The following is a 14,339-nucleotide window of genomic DNA, read 5'->3' as shown; positions in this document are numbered from 1 at the left end:
GCGGCCGGGCGATTTTCGAATTCGGCCGCAGATCTTGGCAGACCGTGAACTCGTCTGATAATGGCGGCGGCTTGCCGACAGGCTCACCTTCGGTAGTTACGCTGTAAGTTCACCGCACCCTTGCCTCACGCGGCATTCGCCCGCCTCATTTTCACTTACTTAGGCGATTGCCGCTGGCGATCGTTGAAAACGGGATCTGACGGGGTGCGCTGTTCGCTGCGATACCGAGGGTAGTAGAAATAACTTCAATGACAATGCCTAATAGAATTCCGTACTTTAAACCGGAAAGGGTTGGCTTCTTTTCGACTGAAACGAAGTGGAAAAAGGATCTTTGTAAACCGTTGAGCAATCCGCAGGCGCGTATCCTGATGGACAGGGCACCTAAAGGATGGACGCCGCCACCGCGGAAGGCAGAGGAACTGAAGGCCGTCGATAAGGCTCAGAGGGAGCCCGAAAAGCCGCTTCCCGATCCCCCAACGTCCGCCTCGCCGGTAAAAAGCAAAGATGACGGGGACGACGACTGCCGCACGCCGCCGCCGTTCGATATGCTCGATATTCCGGGCGCGATGAAAAAGATGGGCTTTCATGTCGCAGCCAAGTTAGCTTGGCGTTGGTTTAACGGGCGTAAATATATTCTCCCGACGAATAAAGCTGATCCATATCCCGACAATATGGTCGATGCTGAGACGGTCACACTGGATTTTACGCTAAAATATGGTGGTGCGGAGGCGAGGCTCAGGACTTTGCTCAATAAATCGATATACAGCATTAATGCGATAAAGGCATTGAAAAGAATCATGCGTAGAATAATCGAGGAGCGATTTGTTAATGAGGGAGTGGCACTTACGGGTGATATTGATGCTTGGAAATTGTCAGGTGGTAAGATTCAGGATTTTCATAATGGCTATCAATTTCAACTGGAGAGGGTCACTGACCTAGATACGATCGATGCAAATGGTGGGGTGACTGATTTGACGGCCTCGCTAGGGAATTTCTTTTTCTTGGCTGCGCTCGCGAACGCGAAAGTGTATTCAGAGAAATACTATAAATACACTGGGCCTAATCCGGAATTTTGCTGTAGATCTTCGGTGGAAGTGACGCATGTGTATGTATATGCGCGCGACAGCTATTCTTTCGCCGACAGGCCGGGAAGGACGGCGTCGCAATACCTCGGTCATTGGAATCGATATGGTGTAATTATGGTGCCCTCAGCTGTGGTTGCGAATCTTATAAATAATGGCAGCGAAAAAGGCGGGGATTTTAAATGGGGAAATCACCCAGGCACCCCACCGCTGCCGCTACTCTACGATAATGGTTTCAAGAAGCCGGTGGATGTCATAAATGGGCTTTTTGGGGGTGGCATGAGGAGGCAGGATGTTTATTACCCCGTCTATAATGGTGATTACAATGCTTGGAGGGAGAAGTATAATCGCGGTGGCGACTTTCTGATCTATTCGGATCGCAGGCGAGTACGGCTGCCGAAGACGATTCGGTTCACTTTGGAGGAAATATGCAGGCCGGGAAGATGAGGTGGACTAAGGCGGCATGGAGAATCGTCGAGCGATTATTAATTTCTGTTTTTGTGCTGTACGGGGCAATATTTGTACTTGATAAAAATTTTCCCGATAGATTTTACGAGTGCGGGCGGGATACGATGGATTTAAAGGGTGGTGTCAAGATTTTTGATGGGAGAAAATACCGGATAGTACTGTGCGGGACGGGTGGCGACGAAAGTCGCATGAATGACAAAATAAGATTGCAGGTTTTTTCTGAAAATGGAGTGTTGCTGGCGCAGCGCAAATTCTATGTTAACTGGATGATGACGAATTGGCCGAATGAGCTCGAATATGGTTCGAGCTATCTGATTTACTACGATGCTTCACGACAGGACAACTCCGAGCATCGAATCAGCATGCCTCCCACGTGGTGGGATTGGGTGAGGGCGAGATTGCCGCTATTGAGTTAGTTCGCGACAGGCAAGGAGCCGCGGTAAATCAAGTGATTTTGGATGAGAGCCATTGAGCGTGGACCGATTGGGTCTGCAAGCGCTGAGACATTCCTGAGTGGGAGCGTGCGACGGCGCCCCTCGATCTGCAATAGATGCCAATGACATACTTGCCGCCGCGAAAAATTGAGCGGCGAATCTGGTACAGGATCTACTGCAACGGCAGCGGTCCTATCAGAATTGAGGCGAAGCGCAACAGACAACGTCTTCGATGGAGCGCCGTGTCGCCAGGTCCTCATTCAGAGCACCGTCTTACAACGAACAGCGAAGCATTCGAGCTCCGCGGCCATCGATGACTTGCCTTAAGTTGCCTATTGGATCTGTAGAGAACCTATGCGTAGTTGCTCATACATCGCACTACGCCAAATTTACGCCATACGAAGGCGGAACCCTCACAAAACCAACACTTTGATCGCGAGTTCTGGTGCCTGGGACCGGACTCGAACCGGCAAGCCGTGAGGCGGCGGATTTTCGTCACACTGCATCTTTCGATGCCGGCGATGCGAGCATTGCCGTTCGTGCGCTGGACTATGCCTTCGCCGTCGGCGTACACGATGCTGATCGCGCAAGCCGCATTAGGCGCCCCCCGTCTAGTCTCTACACCTTCCGCGAAGCAGCATTGCAGCTGCGCTTCGGGCTTGGCTCGGCGTTGCCTCGGCGTCTTCGCGAATGCGATCGGCCAGGGGGTTCACCGAATTTGAAGGGTTCTGCACCGGTCGTTTCCGGCCGGGCACTCAATTGCTTAAGTCCGCTATGTTTACCAATTTCATCACCCAGGCAGGGCGGACGCGATTCTACCACCGGTCGCGCCGAATTCAATCGCGTGTCCCGCAGCGTTTCTCCCCGAGCCTCCACCGAGCGGCAACTTGCTGCCCGCGTAGCGCGATTCCCTCTTGCACGAGCAGTGCTAGCATGATCGCCATGTCCGTTCCGACGGGACGAGGAGGTGGCTATGGATGGTTTCCTGCGACATCACATGGAAGGCGTTTGCGTCGATATTCAAATCGTGCCTGCCGAGCCGAGCGGCTATGCTGCTCGCTTCAGGGTGTCGGGCGAGGCCGGCGACGAAGCAAACTGGCCGGTCATTCACGTGGCGCGTGGCCCGTTTCCCACCGAGCAGCAAGCCGAGGAGGCCGCCAAATCGGCCGCGCTCGAGCATATCCTCGAACAAGGCGGCGCGACCTGATTTGCATAACGATGTGCGCATCGATCGACGCTTAAGCGTGGCGGCCTGGGTGTGTTTTTACACATGCCTCGCCGGGCCCGGTAAAATGCTCGGCTGACCCATTCACATACTGGCGGCGAAAGCGCAAGGATTTCCCGAACATGACCGATCTTCGTTTTACCTCGCGGTTCGCCGCTTTGGTTTTGGCCGGCGGCCTCGTTGCCGGTTGCAGCACCTCGTCTCCCACCAAGGTCGATTACAAAAGCGATTCAAAGTCGAAGCAAGCCTCGCTGGCCGTTCCGCCGAACATGCTCGACGAGGTCGCCGATCAACGTTCGTTGCCGCCTCAAGGCGGCGCAACGTCCGCCTCGGCGCTCGCTCAAGTGCAAAAGGCCGCTCCGCCTGAAAACGCCGTGATGCCGCCGGTCAAGGGCATGCACATCCAGCGTGACGGCACCGAGAGCTGGCTCGTCATCGATAGCCGCACGCCCGACGAAGTATGGCCGCGCGTGCGCCGCTTCTGGCAAGAACAGGGTTTCTTGCTCGTGGTCGACGAGCGCAACAAGCACGTGCTCGAAACGGATTGGAACGAAACGCGTCCCCAGATCAATCTCGGGATCATCCGCAACACGCTGTCGAAAGCGATGGGCAACGCGTACGTCGCAGCCGAGCGCAACAAATTCCGCACGCGTCTCGAGACGGCGCCCAACGGCGGCACTTATGTTTTCATCAGCCAAAAGGGCATGCGCGAAGCGCTCAGCGGCGTGAACAACGATACGACCACGTGGGAGGCGAAGCCCAACGATCCCGCGCTCGAACTCGAATATCTGAAGCGCTTGATGGCGGGACTTGCGTTGGCCGACGCGCGCGGCGATCAAGCGGGCCCCGTTGCCGCCGATATCGCACCCAATGCCGCAAGCGATGCCGCCGCGGCCAAGGGCGGTAAGGCGGACGCCGCCGCTGCTGCCGTTGCGGCTCGTAACGCGGAACTGGCCGGACAGTCGCAAGCCGCGCAAAGCGCGGCGACAAACGCGCAGTACACGTCGACCGAACTCACGCTGGACGAGTCGTACGATCAAGCTTGGGCGCGCGTGGGCCTGGCGCTCGACCGCTCCAATTTCACGATCGACGACCGCGATTCGACGAAGGGCCTGTATCAGGTTCGCTACGTCGATCCGCATGACAAGAGCTCGGAGGAGCAAGGGTTCTGGAGCCAGGTGTTCCATGGCCGCAAGGAGAAGGTGGCGAAGCAATACTTCGTCAACGTAAAGGCGGTCACCGAAAACCAAACCCGCGTCGCGGTAGTAGACGACAAAGGCAACGTCGAGACCTCGCGCCCCGCGAAGGAAATCATGTCGCTGCTCGTCGATCAACTGCGCTGATCGAGTCTCGGCGTAACGCGCCGTACACCGAAACCCGCCGCTTCCGTTCGGCGGGTTTTTTTTCGGGTCTCAGTTTATCGACCCGTCATACCGATCCCATTCCGTTGTGTTCCGTTCGATACCCACGATGTCACGTGACGTTACGCCGTAACGTCACGGCGCGCCGTTTCGGCCGGGAAACGATTTGGGCTCGCACAGTCGCATTTTTTCTTTTTAAATCAGCGAATTGCCCGCGTATCTTAGGGTGGCATGCAAGCTGCTTTTATTGAGCCCGCAGGGCAAAAATGCAGGGAGGAATGAGGCGGGCCTTCGGCCAAAAAATAGGCGATCGCAAGGGCGTCGTCGTTCGACGCGAGCCCAAAGAAGTCCAGATCGATTCTGAGTCTTGCCTCGTAAAGACACGGCTCGCGTGTGCCCGCGCGAGCGACGGTGGCCCCGTCGCCTATCCTCGTAGGGCGACGGTTTTACCCGCGTTCCACGGAACGCGGGTATTTTTTTGAGCGGCCGTTAATCGCGTTCCTTAGGACAACCAATCAATTCGATTACGCCGATCAATGATTGGCCTGCGGCACGTCGAGGATCAATATGATGGTCCAATCGGCATCGCCATCATGGTGGTATTGGCGCTCGACGACGATAAACGGTTGCTGTTTGCCGGCCGGGCCGAGGAATAGCACGTCGCCTTCCATCGGCAAGCATTCGACGGGCGGCAGGGCGAGAAACGCTTCTTGCGAACCGCGCGGCATCAGCTTCTCGATCTTGCGCGATGCCGCTTCAGTCCATTCGATATCCAACTGGATGTTGCTCATGCTGTCCTCTGGCGCACCATGGTGCGCGCGGGTTGCGAAATGTTCGGGTGTTTCGGGTGCGCGACTTTAGCATACCCCGCGCGCGACCTCGTCAAACGAAAAAGCCGAAGCCGGCGGGACCGGCTTCGGCTCATCGAGCAACCGCGGCGCATCGCGGCCGCGGGTCGGCGGTTACTGGCTCGCGCCGCTGGCCGCCGCTGCGTTGTCGGCCTTTGCGCTGCCCTTCGCCGCATGCTTGTGCATCGGCTTATGGTGCATGGGCTTGTGATGCATCGGCATTTTTTCGTGCTCTTGCATCGGCATTTCTTGTTGCTGTTGCTGGAGCGCTTGCGCCCGCTGTTCGACATCGGCGGCCTTGGCCGGGTCCGTACTCATCATGACCCCGCCTTCATCGGTTTGCGCATAAGCGGCGCCGGCCAGCAGCGAAAGGGAAAACAAGACAGTCAGGGACGCTTTCTTCATTATTGCCTCCGTGCGAAAAATGGATGGATGGTGGTCCAGATGCTGCCCGTCCGGCTGGACATTGCAAATTCTAGCCAGCATAAGCCCAACAACGAGATTCGTGTGGAGCAAATGCGACGGTCGGTTACGTCTCGTTACATGTCGGGATCTCGTCGTCAGAACCAGCCCAAGGCTCGATACACATGGAACTGGACCATACCGATCAGTTCATGCAGCGCGATGTTGGCTGCGGCCAAGTTCGGCCGGCGCGGCAGCAGGCCGCAGCGAACGGTGCGGCCGTCCGATGCGCTTTGCTGAGGCATAAGGCCAAACCGCCGGAAATCCATGAGCGCGCGCGGCATGTGGTAAGCCGACGTCACGAGCATCAACGAATCGTAATGTTCGCTGCGCAAAATACGTGCGACGTACTCGGCGTTTTCGTATGTCGTTCGGCTCGCGTCTTCGAGCACGAGATCGGCTGCTTCGACATGCGCTTGTAACAGATACGGCGCATAGGTCTGTGCTTCGGATGCCGTATGCCGTTGAGGATTGCCGCCGCTTACGATGACTTCGCAGTGCTGCGTTTGCTGCTTGCATTGCGCATATAGCGATGCGGTTTTCTCGAGGCGAGGCATGACGTCAGGCTTCGGCACGAGTCGGCCGGACTGATCGTAGCGGGTCCCGCCGCCCAGCACGACGATGACGTTGCGCTCGCCGAAACGGGGTGGCGGTGCGTGCTCGGCATCGCCTTGCACCGACGCCACGAGCGGGGCGGTCAGCCACCCGGCGGAGAGGAGCCAAAACAATGCGAGGGCGGCAATGGCGATCGCCTTCCTCGCGCGCCGCCAAAGCACGAAAAGCACTGAAAAAAGCGCGAATAAAGTGAATATGATCAATTGAGATAGGGTAACGTATGGTTTCGGGGATAGCGCCGCTTGCGGCGGCGATACGTTGAATGGACCATGGGCAATCGCGCATTCCGAGATGCGGCGAAGGGCCCGATTATAGGCAGTACGCACGATATGACGGGACCGGTACAGCCGGTTGCCGCCCCGGCTCGACGGCTGGCGCTCACCGTACCGGCCGCCGTAAGGCATGCGCCGTCACGCGTGACGGCGGCCGCACTTTAAGAAAGAGTCGAGATGACCACGTATTCCAACGAAGCGGTGCTCGAAGCGCTTAGGCGAGTGCAATATCGTCAGGTTCCCTGGGCTAAACGCCCCGGTGTGTTCGAATATTTACGCGGGTTGGGTCTGATGGAAACGGTCCGCCAGCGTACGGTTGCACCTGGCGCGGGTTTTCATGCGCCCGTCGATATCGCCGTTCTGACCGAGAAAGGACGCGCGGAATTCAATCGGCTGGCTCGCGAGGAGCGGGCGCTCAGCTGGACGGATGCGAAAGCCGGCGAATACGCGCCCAGTGAAGCGGCCGCCGCAATCGAGCTACGCTCCTAGTCCGCAAGCGCGTCGTACCGCCTCAGCCAATCGGCCTAGTGCGTCGCCTATATCCCAATAAAAAAACCCGTATCGCGAGGATACGGGTACCGGATATTTCTGCTGCCACGCTGTGCTCATGGCAAATACTCCGACTGGCTGAACGGCCAGTGGTTCCCGTCGATTCGATTCGCGTTGTTCGATTGGCGGATTGCGCCTTTCACGTCAACGCCGATGCGGACCGCGAGGGCGAGCGCTGTTTTCATTCCAGCGCGCATTGCTCTCGATGTCGCTGCGCAAATTGCCGCGCGGGGCCGAAGCGCCGCTGGGCGCGGGCGCTGTCGGGGCGTGCCAACCCGCCGACATCTCCGGTGGGTGCCGCGTCGACGGTTGCGTAGGCTGCGCGCGGGCGAGCGTCGACTGTGCGACAGCGATGCCGAGGCTACATACGAGCAAACCCGCTGCGTGAATGACTAACTTCATTCGAATGTCCGGCACAAAATGCCGGCGGCGTGTCGGCATGCCGACACGATAGGCGTGCGAGCGAAAGCGCGCTGTAAATATTAGTAAATGGATGTTTCGGAGTCGCACTGCCACGCCAACCGGCGAGGAAGCGGGTAGGGCGCGGCGGCTGATGCTCAGCCGCCGGCTATGGATGCGGTGCGCTTGTTGCGAGCGTGCGGGAGCGTTAGGCCATCTTGACCGGCGCCCGCCACGATTCCGGGTTGGTCCAGAACGCGCCGCGCAAGCGTTCCGGGCTACGCGGCGCGGGCGGTTTGACCGCAGTCGCGCCGATCCGTCCGCGCAGCGAGACTTGACGGCCACAGCTGCTCAGACGTTTGACGATTTCAACGAGGGTGCCGTCCGTTTGCCACTCGTCGAAGCGGCGCCGGCAAGTAGGCGGCGACGGGTAGCGGCCCGGCAGCTTCGACCATCCCTCGCCAGTGGATAAGACCCACAGCACTGCGTTGACAACGGCACGCGCTTCGACGCGCGGGCGTCCGCGTCGCTCGCTCCTTGCGGGCTCGGCACAGAACAGCGCTTCGACCAGCGCCCACTCGTTATCTCTCAAATCGTCGAACACCATATGTCCTCACCTCAGCGAAACTGACCCCGGTGCGCTGCCCCGTGCCGCACACCCCTAAGACACCCTCTTGGGGTGTCGAGCGAGCCGGTCGGCGCCGGTACGATGTTGATCATCGAACAGCGCGCCGACCGCAGCGCGCCGAGCAATGCATGGACCGTGCCATGTCGATGGCGAATGCCTGGAAGCCCCTGTGCCACGGGCTTGTTGGGGCGTCAGCTAGGGGCGTATAAGACGCCAAAACGCCGGGGTCGGAAATCAGGGCAATCACCAATCTAGTGCACCCTCGCGCGCCGAAAGTGCGCCGGTGCCCGCTTATTGCGATGCGATAAATCGGCGTGCGGACGAACGCCGAGGCGGCCTGTCTCTCGCTTGTGACGGGCGCATGCGACGTATGCGAGTTGCTTTGCTATTGCAGCAATACCAAAGGGTCTAGACGTTGCTTCGGGACGCTGCGAGCCTGTTCAATATTTGGACTTCGGTGCGCTTTACGCCACGGTGGCGTCGTTTGATTCGTTCTTTACGCCCCCGGGCTTTTTGCGTAAGATGGCGTTCAGTCACGCGGCGCCTTCTCCGGAAAACCGCTGCTTCGTCCGGCTGGGCTTGGCTCGAGCGCTGCTCGATTCGCCGCCCCCCGGTCCGTGCTCCCATCAATATGACCGATCAAAATCGGGCGAGCGCGTCTTCAGTTCCATTTCGTCTGTTTGATCCGGTTCGTTGACCACAGGGTCTGACCTAGCTGCATGAATACCCAAGAGGCGAAGATCGTCCTCGAGACTGCTTTGATTTGCGCGCAGGAGCCGCTCAAGGTCGGCGATTTGCGCAAGCTTTTCGCCGATGCCGTATCGGCGGATACAGTCCGTGCGTTACTTGAGGATCTGAGAAACGAATGGTCCGGGCGAGGCGTAGAACTCGTCGGGCTCGCAACCGGCTGGCGCTTTCAGAGCAAGCCGAGTATGCGCGGTTATCTCGATCGCTTGCATCCGGAGAAGCCGCCGAAGTATTCGCGCGCCGTTCTCGAGACGCTCGCGATCATCGCATACCGGCAACCGGTCACGCGCGGCGACATCGAAGAGATTCGCGGCGTCACCGTCAATACGCAGGTGATCAAGCAGCTCGAGGATCGCAGTTGGGTCGAAGTGATCGGGCACCGGGACGTACCGGGCCGCCCTGCGCTCTATGCGACGACGAAGCAGTTTCTCGACGATCTGGGGCTGAAGGCGCTCGACGAGCTGCCGCCGCTCGAAGATCCGACGAGGCAAAACGCGGCCGACCTGCTCGCGCAACATGCGATCGAGTTTCCGGACGATGCGGCGCTCGTCGAAGGCCTGGCGCAAGAGAGTGCGGCCGAGGATGCGCATGGGCACAGCGCTGCCGAGCCGAGTGAGGCAGCCGGCGCCGAGCAGGCCGTTGGTTTGCTAGACGTTGGTTTGACGGAGAGCGACGCCCGCGCGAGCGCGGGTGACGAAAGCGCTGTCCAGACCGACGCCGAACCGTCCGTATCCGCTCGGGAAGAGACGGCTTGCGGCGAACATGAGAACACGGATACGAGCGCATTGCGCGACGGGCAGGCAAACGTTGCGCCGTCCATCGGCGATGCGAGCGCTGCCGACAGCGGCGAGCGCGACGAGAGTCGCGGTTTGCCGGGGAATGGGGCGTCCGACGAGGTCGACGCCGAACCGCAAGGGCGTGGGCAAGGAGAGGGCGCTTTACCGAGCGCCGATGCCCAATCGGCGGATACCTTTGGTAGACGCGCGCCCGAGAACGGCCAATCGGCCGACGACGCTGACGCTTATACAGACGACGAACCCGCGTCGCGAAGTGCCTGACGTAATCGAACGCACGCTGCGCCTGCAACGGGTGCGCGCAATTGACATTTGAGGTTGTTTTGACGAATACCCACGACACCGATTTGTCCGCATCCGGGCATGCCGTAGACGCTGCGGGCCGCGACGATGCGCCGGGTGAATCCGAGCACGGCGCCCATATCGCGGAGACGGGCGATCAAGAGCGTCCCCGCCGCGGTTTACGGCGAGGCCCGCGCAGTCTGATTGCGCGGCGGCGCGCCGCCGCCAAGACGAAGGGCGAAGCCGGCGCCGCGGTGCCCGGCCAGGATGCTCCCGAAGGCGATGAGGCGCAAGCGCCCACCGCGGCGCCGTCCGCGGACGTCGATGCCCCCGCACCTACGCGCGCGCCGCGTAAGGCCGCGCAAAAGGGCGGCCGCAAGCAAGCCGGCAATCGCCGCGAAGAAGGCGGCGGCCAGGAGCGCGAGGCCAAGGAAAAAGGCAAGCCGGCGAAGCGCGTCGAGCAGCCGGCAGCGGGCGCTCAGGACGATTTGTTCGCCTACGTTACGTCCCCCGCGTTCGACGCCGACAACGGCACGACGGGCGGCGTGCGCGCGCCGATGCTGCGTCGCGGACGGCAGGCGCCCCCAAAGCGCGTGCTCGCGCCGGATGACGATGCGCCCAAGCTGCATAAAGTTCTGGCCGAAGCCGGGATGGGCTCGCGCCGCGAGATGGAAGAGCTGATCGTCGCGGGTCGCGTATCGGTCAATGGCGAGCCTGCGCATATCGGCCAGCGCATCATGCCGACCGATCAAGTGCGGATCAACGGCAAGCCCGTCAAGCGCCGCGTGCAAACCAAGCCGCCGCGCGTGCTGCTGTACCACAAGCCGACCGGTGAAATCGTCAGCCACGCCGATCCGGAAGGGCGCCCGTCGGTGTTCGATAAGCTGCCGCCGATGAAGACGGCGAAGTGGCTCGCCGTGGGCCGGCTCGACTTCAATACCGAAGGTCTGTTGATGCTGACGACCTCGGGCGATCTGGCCAACCGCTTCATGCACCCGCGCTACAGCGTGGAGCGCGAGTACGCGGTTCGGGTTGTCGGTGAGCTCTCCGAGAGTTCCCGGCAGAAGCTGCTGCACGGGATCGAGCTCGACGACGGTCCCGCCAACTTCTTGCGGATCCGCGACGGCGGCGGCGAAGGTACGAATCATTGGTATCACGTCGCGCTTGCCGAAGGGCGCAACCGTGAAGTGCGACGCATGTTCGAAGCGGTGGGTCTGATGGTTAGCCGGCTCATTCGCACGCGTCACGGCCCGATCTCGCTGCCGCGCGGTTTGCACCGCGGCCGCTGGGAGGAGCTCGAAGAAGCCCAAGTGCGCAGCCTGATGGCAGCCGTCGGGCTGAAGGCGCCTACCGAGGAGAAAGGCGCGAAGCGCCAGGGCGCCGAGCGGCGCCAGCCCGATCCGATGCAAACGTCGATGGGCTTCATCAGCCGCGAACCCGTGCTGACCGCGCATGGACGTTTCGAGCAGCCTGGACGCGGCGCCGGCCGTCGCGGTGCGGGCGGTTTCGGCGCGGGCGCGGGCGGCTTCGGCGATACGCACGGCGGCGGCTACGGTAACCGCGGGCGCGGTGCCGGTGGCGGCGTGGGCGGTGCCGGTGGCGGTGGCCAAAAAGGCGGTCGTCCGCGCGATGTCGACGGCAATCGTGCACCGTCCTCGTCCTCCCCGGGAGGCGGCAAGCGTGCCTTCGGCGGCGGCAATGCCAACGGCAATCGTGGCCCGGGCGGTAACCGCTCCGGTGGCGGCGGTAATCGCGGCGGCGGTCAAGGCCCAGCGCCGCGCGGTCGTTCGCGCGGTCGCTAGGCCCCGTTTGCGCTCGCCTCGCCGCGAACGATCGCGTACCGCGGCGAGGCGCGCAAGCTTTTCTTGCGGCTGCATCTGTTGCGTGAACGCCCCGTCGCCGGGGTATTCACGCGGCGGTTGCTTTGCAACGCGTCGCGAAAAATGCTAAACTTACAAAGTCGCTGGGCGTGCGGCTTTCTGTGCGGCTCAGGTGCGACCACCGGTAAGAAGATGATGGGCGTTTAGCCCATTTTTTTTTGGCGGTAACGGTTCGGCATCTCTGCCAGCAGCACCATTTCGCGCGTCCGCATGGCGTGGCGCGCGGCCCCTTGGGTAAAACGCGCGAGCGCGAACACCTTAGAGGGCACTGTGCAACTGACGGAACTGATAGAAACCACGGTCTCGAGCATGGGCTACGAGCTCGTGGACCTCGAGCGCACCGGGCGCGGCATGCTGTGCATTTATATCGACCAGCCGGCCGGTATCGCGATCGAGGATTGCGAAAAAGTCACGCGTCAGCTCCAGCACGTTCTGACGGTTGAGAACATCGACTACGAACGGCTCGAAGTATCGTCGCCGGGACTCGATCGTCCGCTCAAGAAATTGGCGGACTTTTCGCGTTTCGCCGGTAGCGAAGTCGTCGTGACGTTGAAAAAGCCGTTGGACGGGCGCAAGACGTTCCGGGGCATCCTGCATGCGCCGAACGGCGAAACGATCGGTTTGGAATTTGAAGGAAAGGAAGGCGCCGCGATGCTCGATTTCACGCTCGCGGACATGGACCGCGCACGCCTGGTCCCGCACGTTGACTTTAGGAGCCGGAAACAATGAGTCGCGAAGTACTGATGCTGGTCGATGCACTGGCGCGCGAGAAGAACGTCAATAAAGATGTGGTGTTCGCTGCGCTTGAAGCCGCACTTGCGTCGGCCACCAAGAAGCTCTTCGAAGAAGACGTGGACATTCGCGTGCATATCGATCGGGAATCGGGCGAGCACGAAACGTATCGCCGTTGGCGCGTCGTGCCGGACGAGGCCGGCCTGCAAGAACCGGATCAAGAAATCCTGCTGTTCGAAGCGCGCGAGCAAGAACCCGAAATCGAAATCGACCAACACATCGAAGAGCCGATTCCGTCGATCGAATTCGGCCGGATCGGCGCTCAGGCTGCCAAGCAAGTCATCTTGCAAAAGGTGCGCGACGCCGAGCGCGAGCAAATCCTGAACGATTTCCTCGAGCGCGGCGAAAAGATCATGACCGGCACGGTCAAGCGTTTGGACAAGGGCAACTTCATCGTCGAATCGGGTCGTGTCGAAGCGCTGCTGCGCCGCGATCAACTGATTCCGAAGGAAAACTTGCGCGTCGGCGACCGTGTGCGCGCCTATATCGCGAAGGTCGACCGCACGGCACGCGGCCCGCAGATCGAACTCTCGCGCACGGCGCCCGAGTTCCTGATGAAGCTGTTCGAAATGGAAGTGCCCGAGATCGAGCAAGGCCTGCTCGAGATCAAGGCGGCGGCGCGCGATCCCGGCGTGCGGGCGAAAATCGGCGTGGTGGCTTACGATAAGCGCATCGATCCGATCGGTACCTGCGTGGGCATTCGCGGCTCCCGCGTGCAGGCCGTGCGTAACGAACTCGGCGGCGAGAACGTCGACATCGTGCTATGGTCCGAGGATCCCGCCCAGTTCGTGATCGGCGCGCTTGCGCCCGCCGCGGTTCAGTCGATCGTCGTCGATGAAGAGAAGCACTCGATGGACGTCGTCGTCGACGAAAACGAACTCGCCGTCGCGATCGGCCGTAGCGGCCAAAACGTGCGTCTCGCCAGCGAATTGACCGGCTGGCAAATCAACATCATGACGCCCGACGAGTCGGCGCAAAAGCAGAACCAGGAGCGCGGCGTCTTGCGCGACTTGTTCATGGCGCGGCTCGACGTCGACGAGGAAGTCGCCGACATCCTCATCGACGAAGGCTTCACGAGCCTCGAAGAGATTGCCTACGTGCCGCTCAACGAGATGCTCGAAATCGAGGCGTTCGACGAAGACACCGTCCACGAGTTGCGCAATCGCTCGCGCGATGCGTTGTTGACGATGGCGATCGCGAACGAGGAGAAGGTCGAGGGCGTGGCGCTCGATCTGAAGAGCCTCGACGGGATGGATGCCGACCTGCTCACCAAGCTCGCCGAGCACCAGATTCAAACGCGCGACGAGCTGGCCGAGCTAGCTGTCGACGAATTGGTCGAAATGACCGGAATGCAAGAGGAAGCCGCGAAGGCGTTGATCATGAAAGCACGTGAACACTGGTTCCAGTGAGTGAATGACCATGGCGCACTGATTAGATAGCGATCTTTGGATCGCATGACCCGATGTTAACCGCAAGGAATCGGTCCTTGCATTAAGAGGAA

Annotated in this window: 15 protein-coding genes; 9 read left to right on the top strand and 6 right to left on the bottom strand. The window is 60.5% G+C overall.

Going from position 1 to position 14,339, the window contains the following annotated elements:
• Nucleotides 1-248: 248 nt before the first annotated feature.
• From AB1286_RS03995 to bamC, 4 genes are all read left to right on the top strand, one after another.
• Nucleotides 249-1,529 (top strand): DUF6402 family protein, encoded by a 1,281-nt coding sequence (locus AB1286_RS03995; RefSeq protein ID WP_430362041.1) that lies wholly within the window; start codon nucleotides 249-251, stop codon nucleotides 1,527-1,529.
• Nucleotides 1,511-1,966, top strand: coding sequence for a hypothetical protein (locus AB1286_RS03990; RefSeq protein WP_430362040.1), 456 nt, complete (start codon nucleotides 1,511-1,513; stop codon nucleotides 1,964-1,966). Before AB1286_RS03995 ends, AB1286_RS03990 begins: the two co-directional genes overlap by 19 nt.
• 991 nt (nucleotides 1,967-2,957) lie before the next feature.
• A complete protein-coding gene (locus AB1286_RS03985; RefSeq protein WP_430362039.1) occupies nucleotides 2,958-3,191 on the top strand; it encodes a hypothetical protein in 234 nt (77 codons plus the stop codon).
• Nucleotides 3,192-3,331: 140 nt separating this feature from the next.
• Nucleotides 3,332-4,552 carry an outer membrane protein assembly factor BamC gene (gene bamC / locus AB1286_RS03980; RefSeq protein ID WP_430362038.1) on the top strand — a complete coding sequence of 407 codons (1,221 nt, stop codon included), beginning with the start codon at nucleotides 3,332-3,334 and terminating at the stop codon, nucleotides 4,550-4,552.
• A 551-nt stretch (nucleotides 4,553-5,103) separates the two neighbouring features.
• On the opposite strand, the gene AB1286_RS03975 is transcribed toward bamC, so the two are convergent.
• The 3 genes from AB1286_RS03975 to AB1286_RS03965 all read right to left on the bottom strand — a co-directional run bounded on the left by AB1286_RS03975 (nucleotide 5,104) and on the right by AB1286_RS03965 (nucleotide 6,656).
• A complete protein-coding gene (locus AB1286_RS03975; protein WP_102646598.1) occupies nucleotides 5,104-5,361 on the bottom strand; it encodes a DNA-binding protein in 258 nt (85 codons plus the stop codon).
• Between the two features lie 171 nt (nucleotides 5,362-5,532).
• Nucleotides 5,533-5,823: a hypothetical protein gene (locus AB1286_RS03970; RefSeq protein ID WP_430362037.1), complete on the bottom strand. Its 291-nt coding sequence runs from the start codon at nucleotides 5,821-5,823 to the stop codon at nucleotides 5,533-5,535.
• Nucleotides 5,824-5,978: 155 nt separating this feature from the next.
• Nucleotides 5,979-6,656, bottom strand: a complete 678-nt coding sequence (locus AB1286_RS03965; protein WP_430364979.1) for a YdcF family protein — start codon at nucleotides 6,654-6,656, stop codon at nucleotides 5,979-5,981.
• Nucleotides 6,657-6,944: 288 nt separating this feature from the next.
• Between AB1286_RS03965 and AB1286_RS03960 the strand changes: the two genes are divergently transcribed.
• A complete protein-coding gene (locus AB1286_RS03960; protein ID WP_430362036.1) occupies nucleotides 6,945-7,256 on the top strand; it encodes a hypothetical protein in 312 nt (103 codons plus the stop codon).
• A gap of 204 nt (nucleotides 7,257-7,460) precedes the next feature.
• On the opposite strand, the gene AB1286_RS03955 is transcribed toward AB1286_RS03960, so the two are convergent.
• Both AB1286_RS03955 and AB1286_RS03950 read right to left on the bottom strand, forming a co-directional pair.
• Complete coding sequence (locus AB1286_RS03955) at nucleotides 7,461-7,718, bottom strand: hypothetical protein (RefSeq protein WP_430362035.1); 258 nt, start codon at nucleotides 7,716-7,718, stop codon at nucleotides 7,461-7,463.
• Between the two features lie 205 nt (nucleotides 7,719-7,923).
• A complete protein-coding gene (locus AB1286_RS03950; protein WP_430362034.1) occupies nucleotides 7,924-8,322 on the bottom strand; it encodes a transposase in 399 nt (132 codons plus the stop codon).
• Between the two features lie 740 nt (nucleotides 8,323-9,062).
• Here AB1286_RS03950 and scpB point away from each other — a divergent pair.
• Together scpB and rluB are read left to right on the top strand one after the other, a co-directional pair.
• A complete protein-coding gene (scpB, locus tag AB1286_RS03945; RefSeq protein ID WP_430362033.1) occupies nucleotides 9,063-10,148 on the top strand; it encodes an SMC-Scp complex subunit ScpB in 1,086 nt (361 codons plus the stop codon).
• A 59-nt stretch (nucleotides 10,149-10,207) separates the two neighbouring features.
• Nucleotides 10,208-11,968, top strand: a complete 1,761-nt coding sequence (rluB, locus tag AB1286_RS03940) for a 23S rRNA pseudouridine(2605) synthase RluB (RefSeq protein ID WP_430362032.1) — start codon at nucleotides 10,208-10,210, stop codon at nucleotides 11,966-11,968.
• Nucleotides 11,969-12,189: 221 nt separating this feature from the next.
• Here the strand turns inward: rluB and AB1286_RS03935 are convergent, their stop codons facing one another.
• A complete protein-coding gene (locus AB1286_RS03935; protein WP_430365138.1) occupies nucleotides 12,190-12,357 on the bottom strand; it encodes a hypothetical protein in 168 nt (55 codons plus the stop codon).
• On the opposite strand from AB1286_RS03935, the gene rimP reads away from it, so the two are divergent.
• Nucleotides 12,317-12,775 carry a ribosome maturation factor RimP gene (gene rimP / locus AB1286_RS03930; RefSeq protein WP_430362031.1) on the top strand — a complete coding sequence of 153 codons (459 nt, stop codon included), beginning with the start codon at nucleotides 12,317-12,319 and terminating at the stop codon, nucleotides 12,773-12,775. The two genes, AB1286_RS03935 and rimP, sit on opposite strands and share 41 nt — an antisense overlap.
• Nucleotides 12,772-14,247 carry a transcription termination factor NusA gene (gene nusA, locus AB1286_RS03925; protein WP_430362030.1) on the top strand — a complete coding sequence of 492 codons (1,476 nt, stop codon included), beginning with the start codon at nucleotides 12,772-12,774 and terminating at the stop codon, nucleotides 14,245-14,247. The genes rimP and nusA overlap by 4 nt, the downstream gene beginning before the upstream one ends.
• Nucleotides 14,248-14,339: the final 92 nt, after the last annotated feature.

The sequence above is a fragment of the Trinickia sp. NRRL B-1857 genome (assembly GCF_050470685.1).
Taxonomy (GTDB): Bacteria; Pseudomonadota; Gammaproteobacteria; order Burkholderiales; family Burkholderiaceae; genus Trinickia.
The sequence above is the reverse complement of the archived record's forward strand: the minus strand, read 5'-3'. Positions and strand labels throughout refer to the sequence as shown.

What these genes read in the sequence shown, in the direction of transcription:
- AB1286_RS03990 (WP_430362040.1), top strand. Translation starts at nt 1,511, where the DNA reads ATGCAGGCCGGGAAGATGAGGTGGACTAAGGCGGCATGGAGAATCGTC.
- nusA (WP_430362030.1), top strand. Translation starts at nt 12,772, where the DNA reads ATGAGTCGCGAAGTACTGATGCTGGTCGATGCACTGGCGCGCGAGAAG.
- AB1286_RS03975 (WP_102646598.1), bottom strand. Translation starts at nt 5,361, where the DNA reads ATGAGCAACATCCAGTTGGATATCGAATGGACTGAAGCGGCATCGCGC.
- AB1286_RS03935 (WP_430365138.1), bottom strand. Translation starts at nt 12,357, where the DNA reads ATGCTCGAGACCGTGGTTTCTATCAGTTCCGTCAGTTGCACAGTGCCC.
- AB1286_RS03955 (WP_430362035.1), bottom strand. Translation starts at nt 7,718, where the DNA reads ATGAAGTTAGTCATTCACGCAGCGGGTTTGCTCGTATGTAGCCTCGGC.
- AB1286_RS03950 (WP_430362034.1), bottom strand. Translation starts at nt 8,322, where the DNA reads ATGGTGTTCGACGATTTGAGAGATAACGAGTGGGCGCTGGTCGAAGCG.
- scpB (WP_430362033.1), top strand. Translation starts at nt 9,063, where the DNA reads ATGAATACCCAAGAGGCGAAGATCGTCCTCGAGACTGCTTTGATTTGC.
- AB1286_RS03985 (WP_430362039.1), top strand. Translation starts at nt 2,958, where the DNA reads ATGGATGGTTTCCTGCGACATCACATGGAAGGCGTTTGCGTCGATATT.
- AB1286_RS03970 (WP_430362037.1), bottom strand. Translation starts at nt 5,823, where the DNA reads ATGAAGAAAGCGTCCCTGACTGTCTTGTTTTCCCTTTCGCTGCTGGCC.
- bamC (WP_430362038.1), top strand. Translation starts at nt 3,332, where the DNA reads ATGACCGATCTTCGTTTTACCTCGCGGTTCGCCGCTTTGGTTTTGGCC.
- AB1286_RS03995 (WP_430362041.1), top strand. Translation starts at nt 249, where the DNA reads ATGACAATGCCTAATAGAATTCCGTACTTTAAACCGGAAAGGGTTGGC.
- AB1286_RS03960 (WP_430362036.1), top strand. Translation starts at nt 6,945, where the DNA reads ATGACCACGTATTCCAACGAAGCGGTGCTCGAAGCGCTTAGGCGAGTG.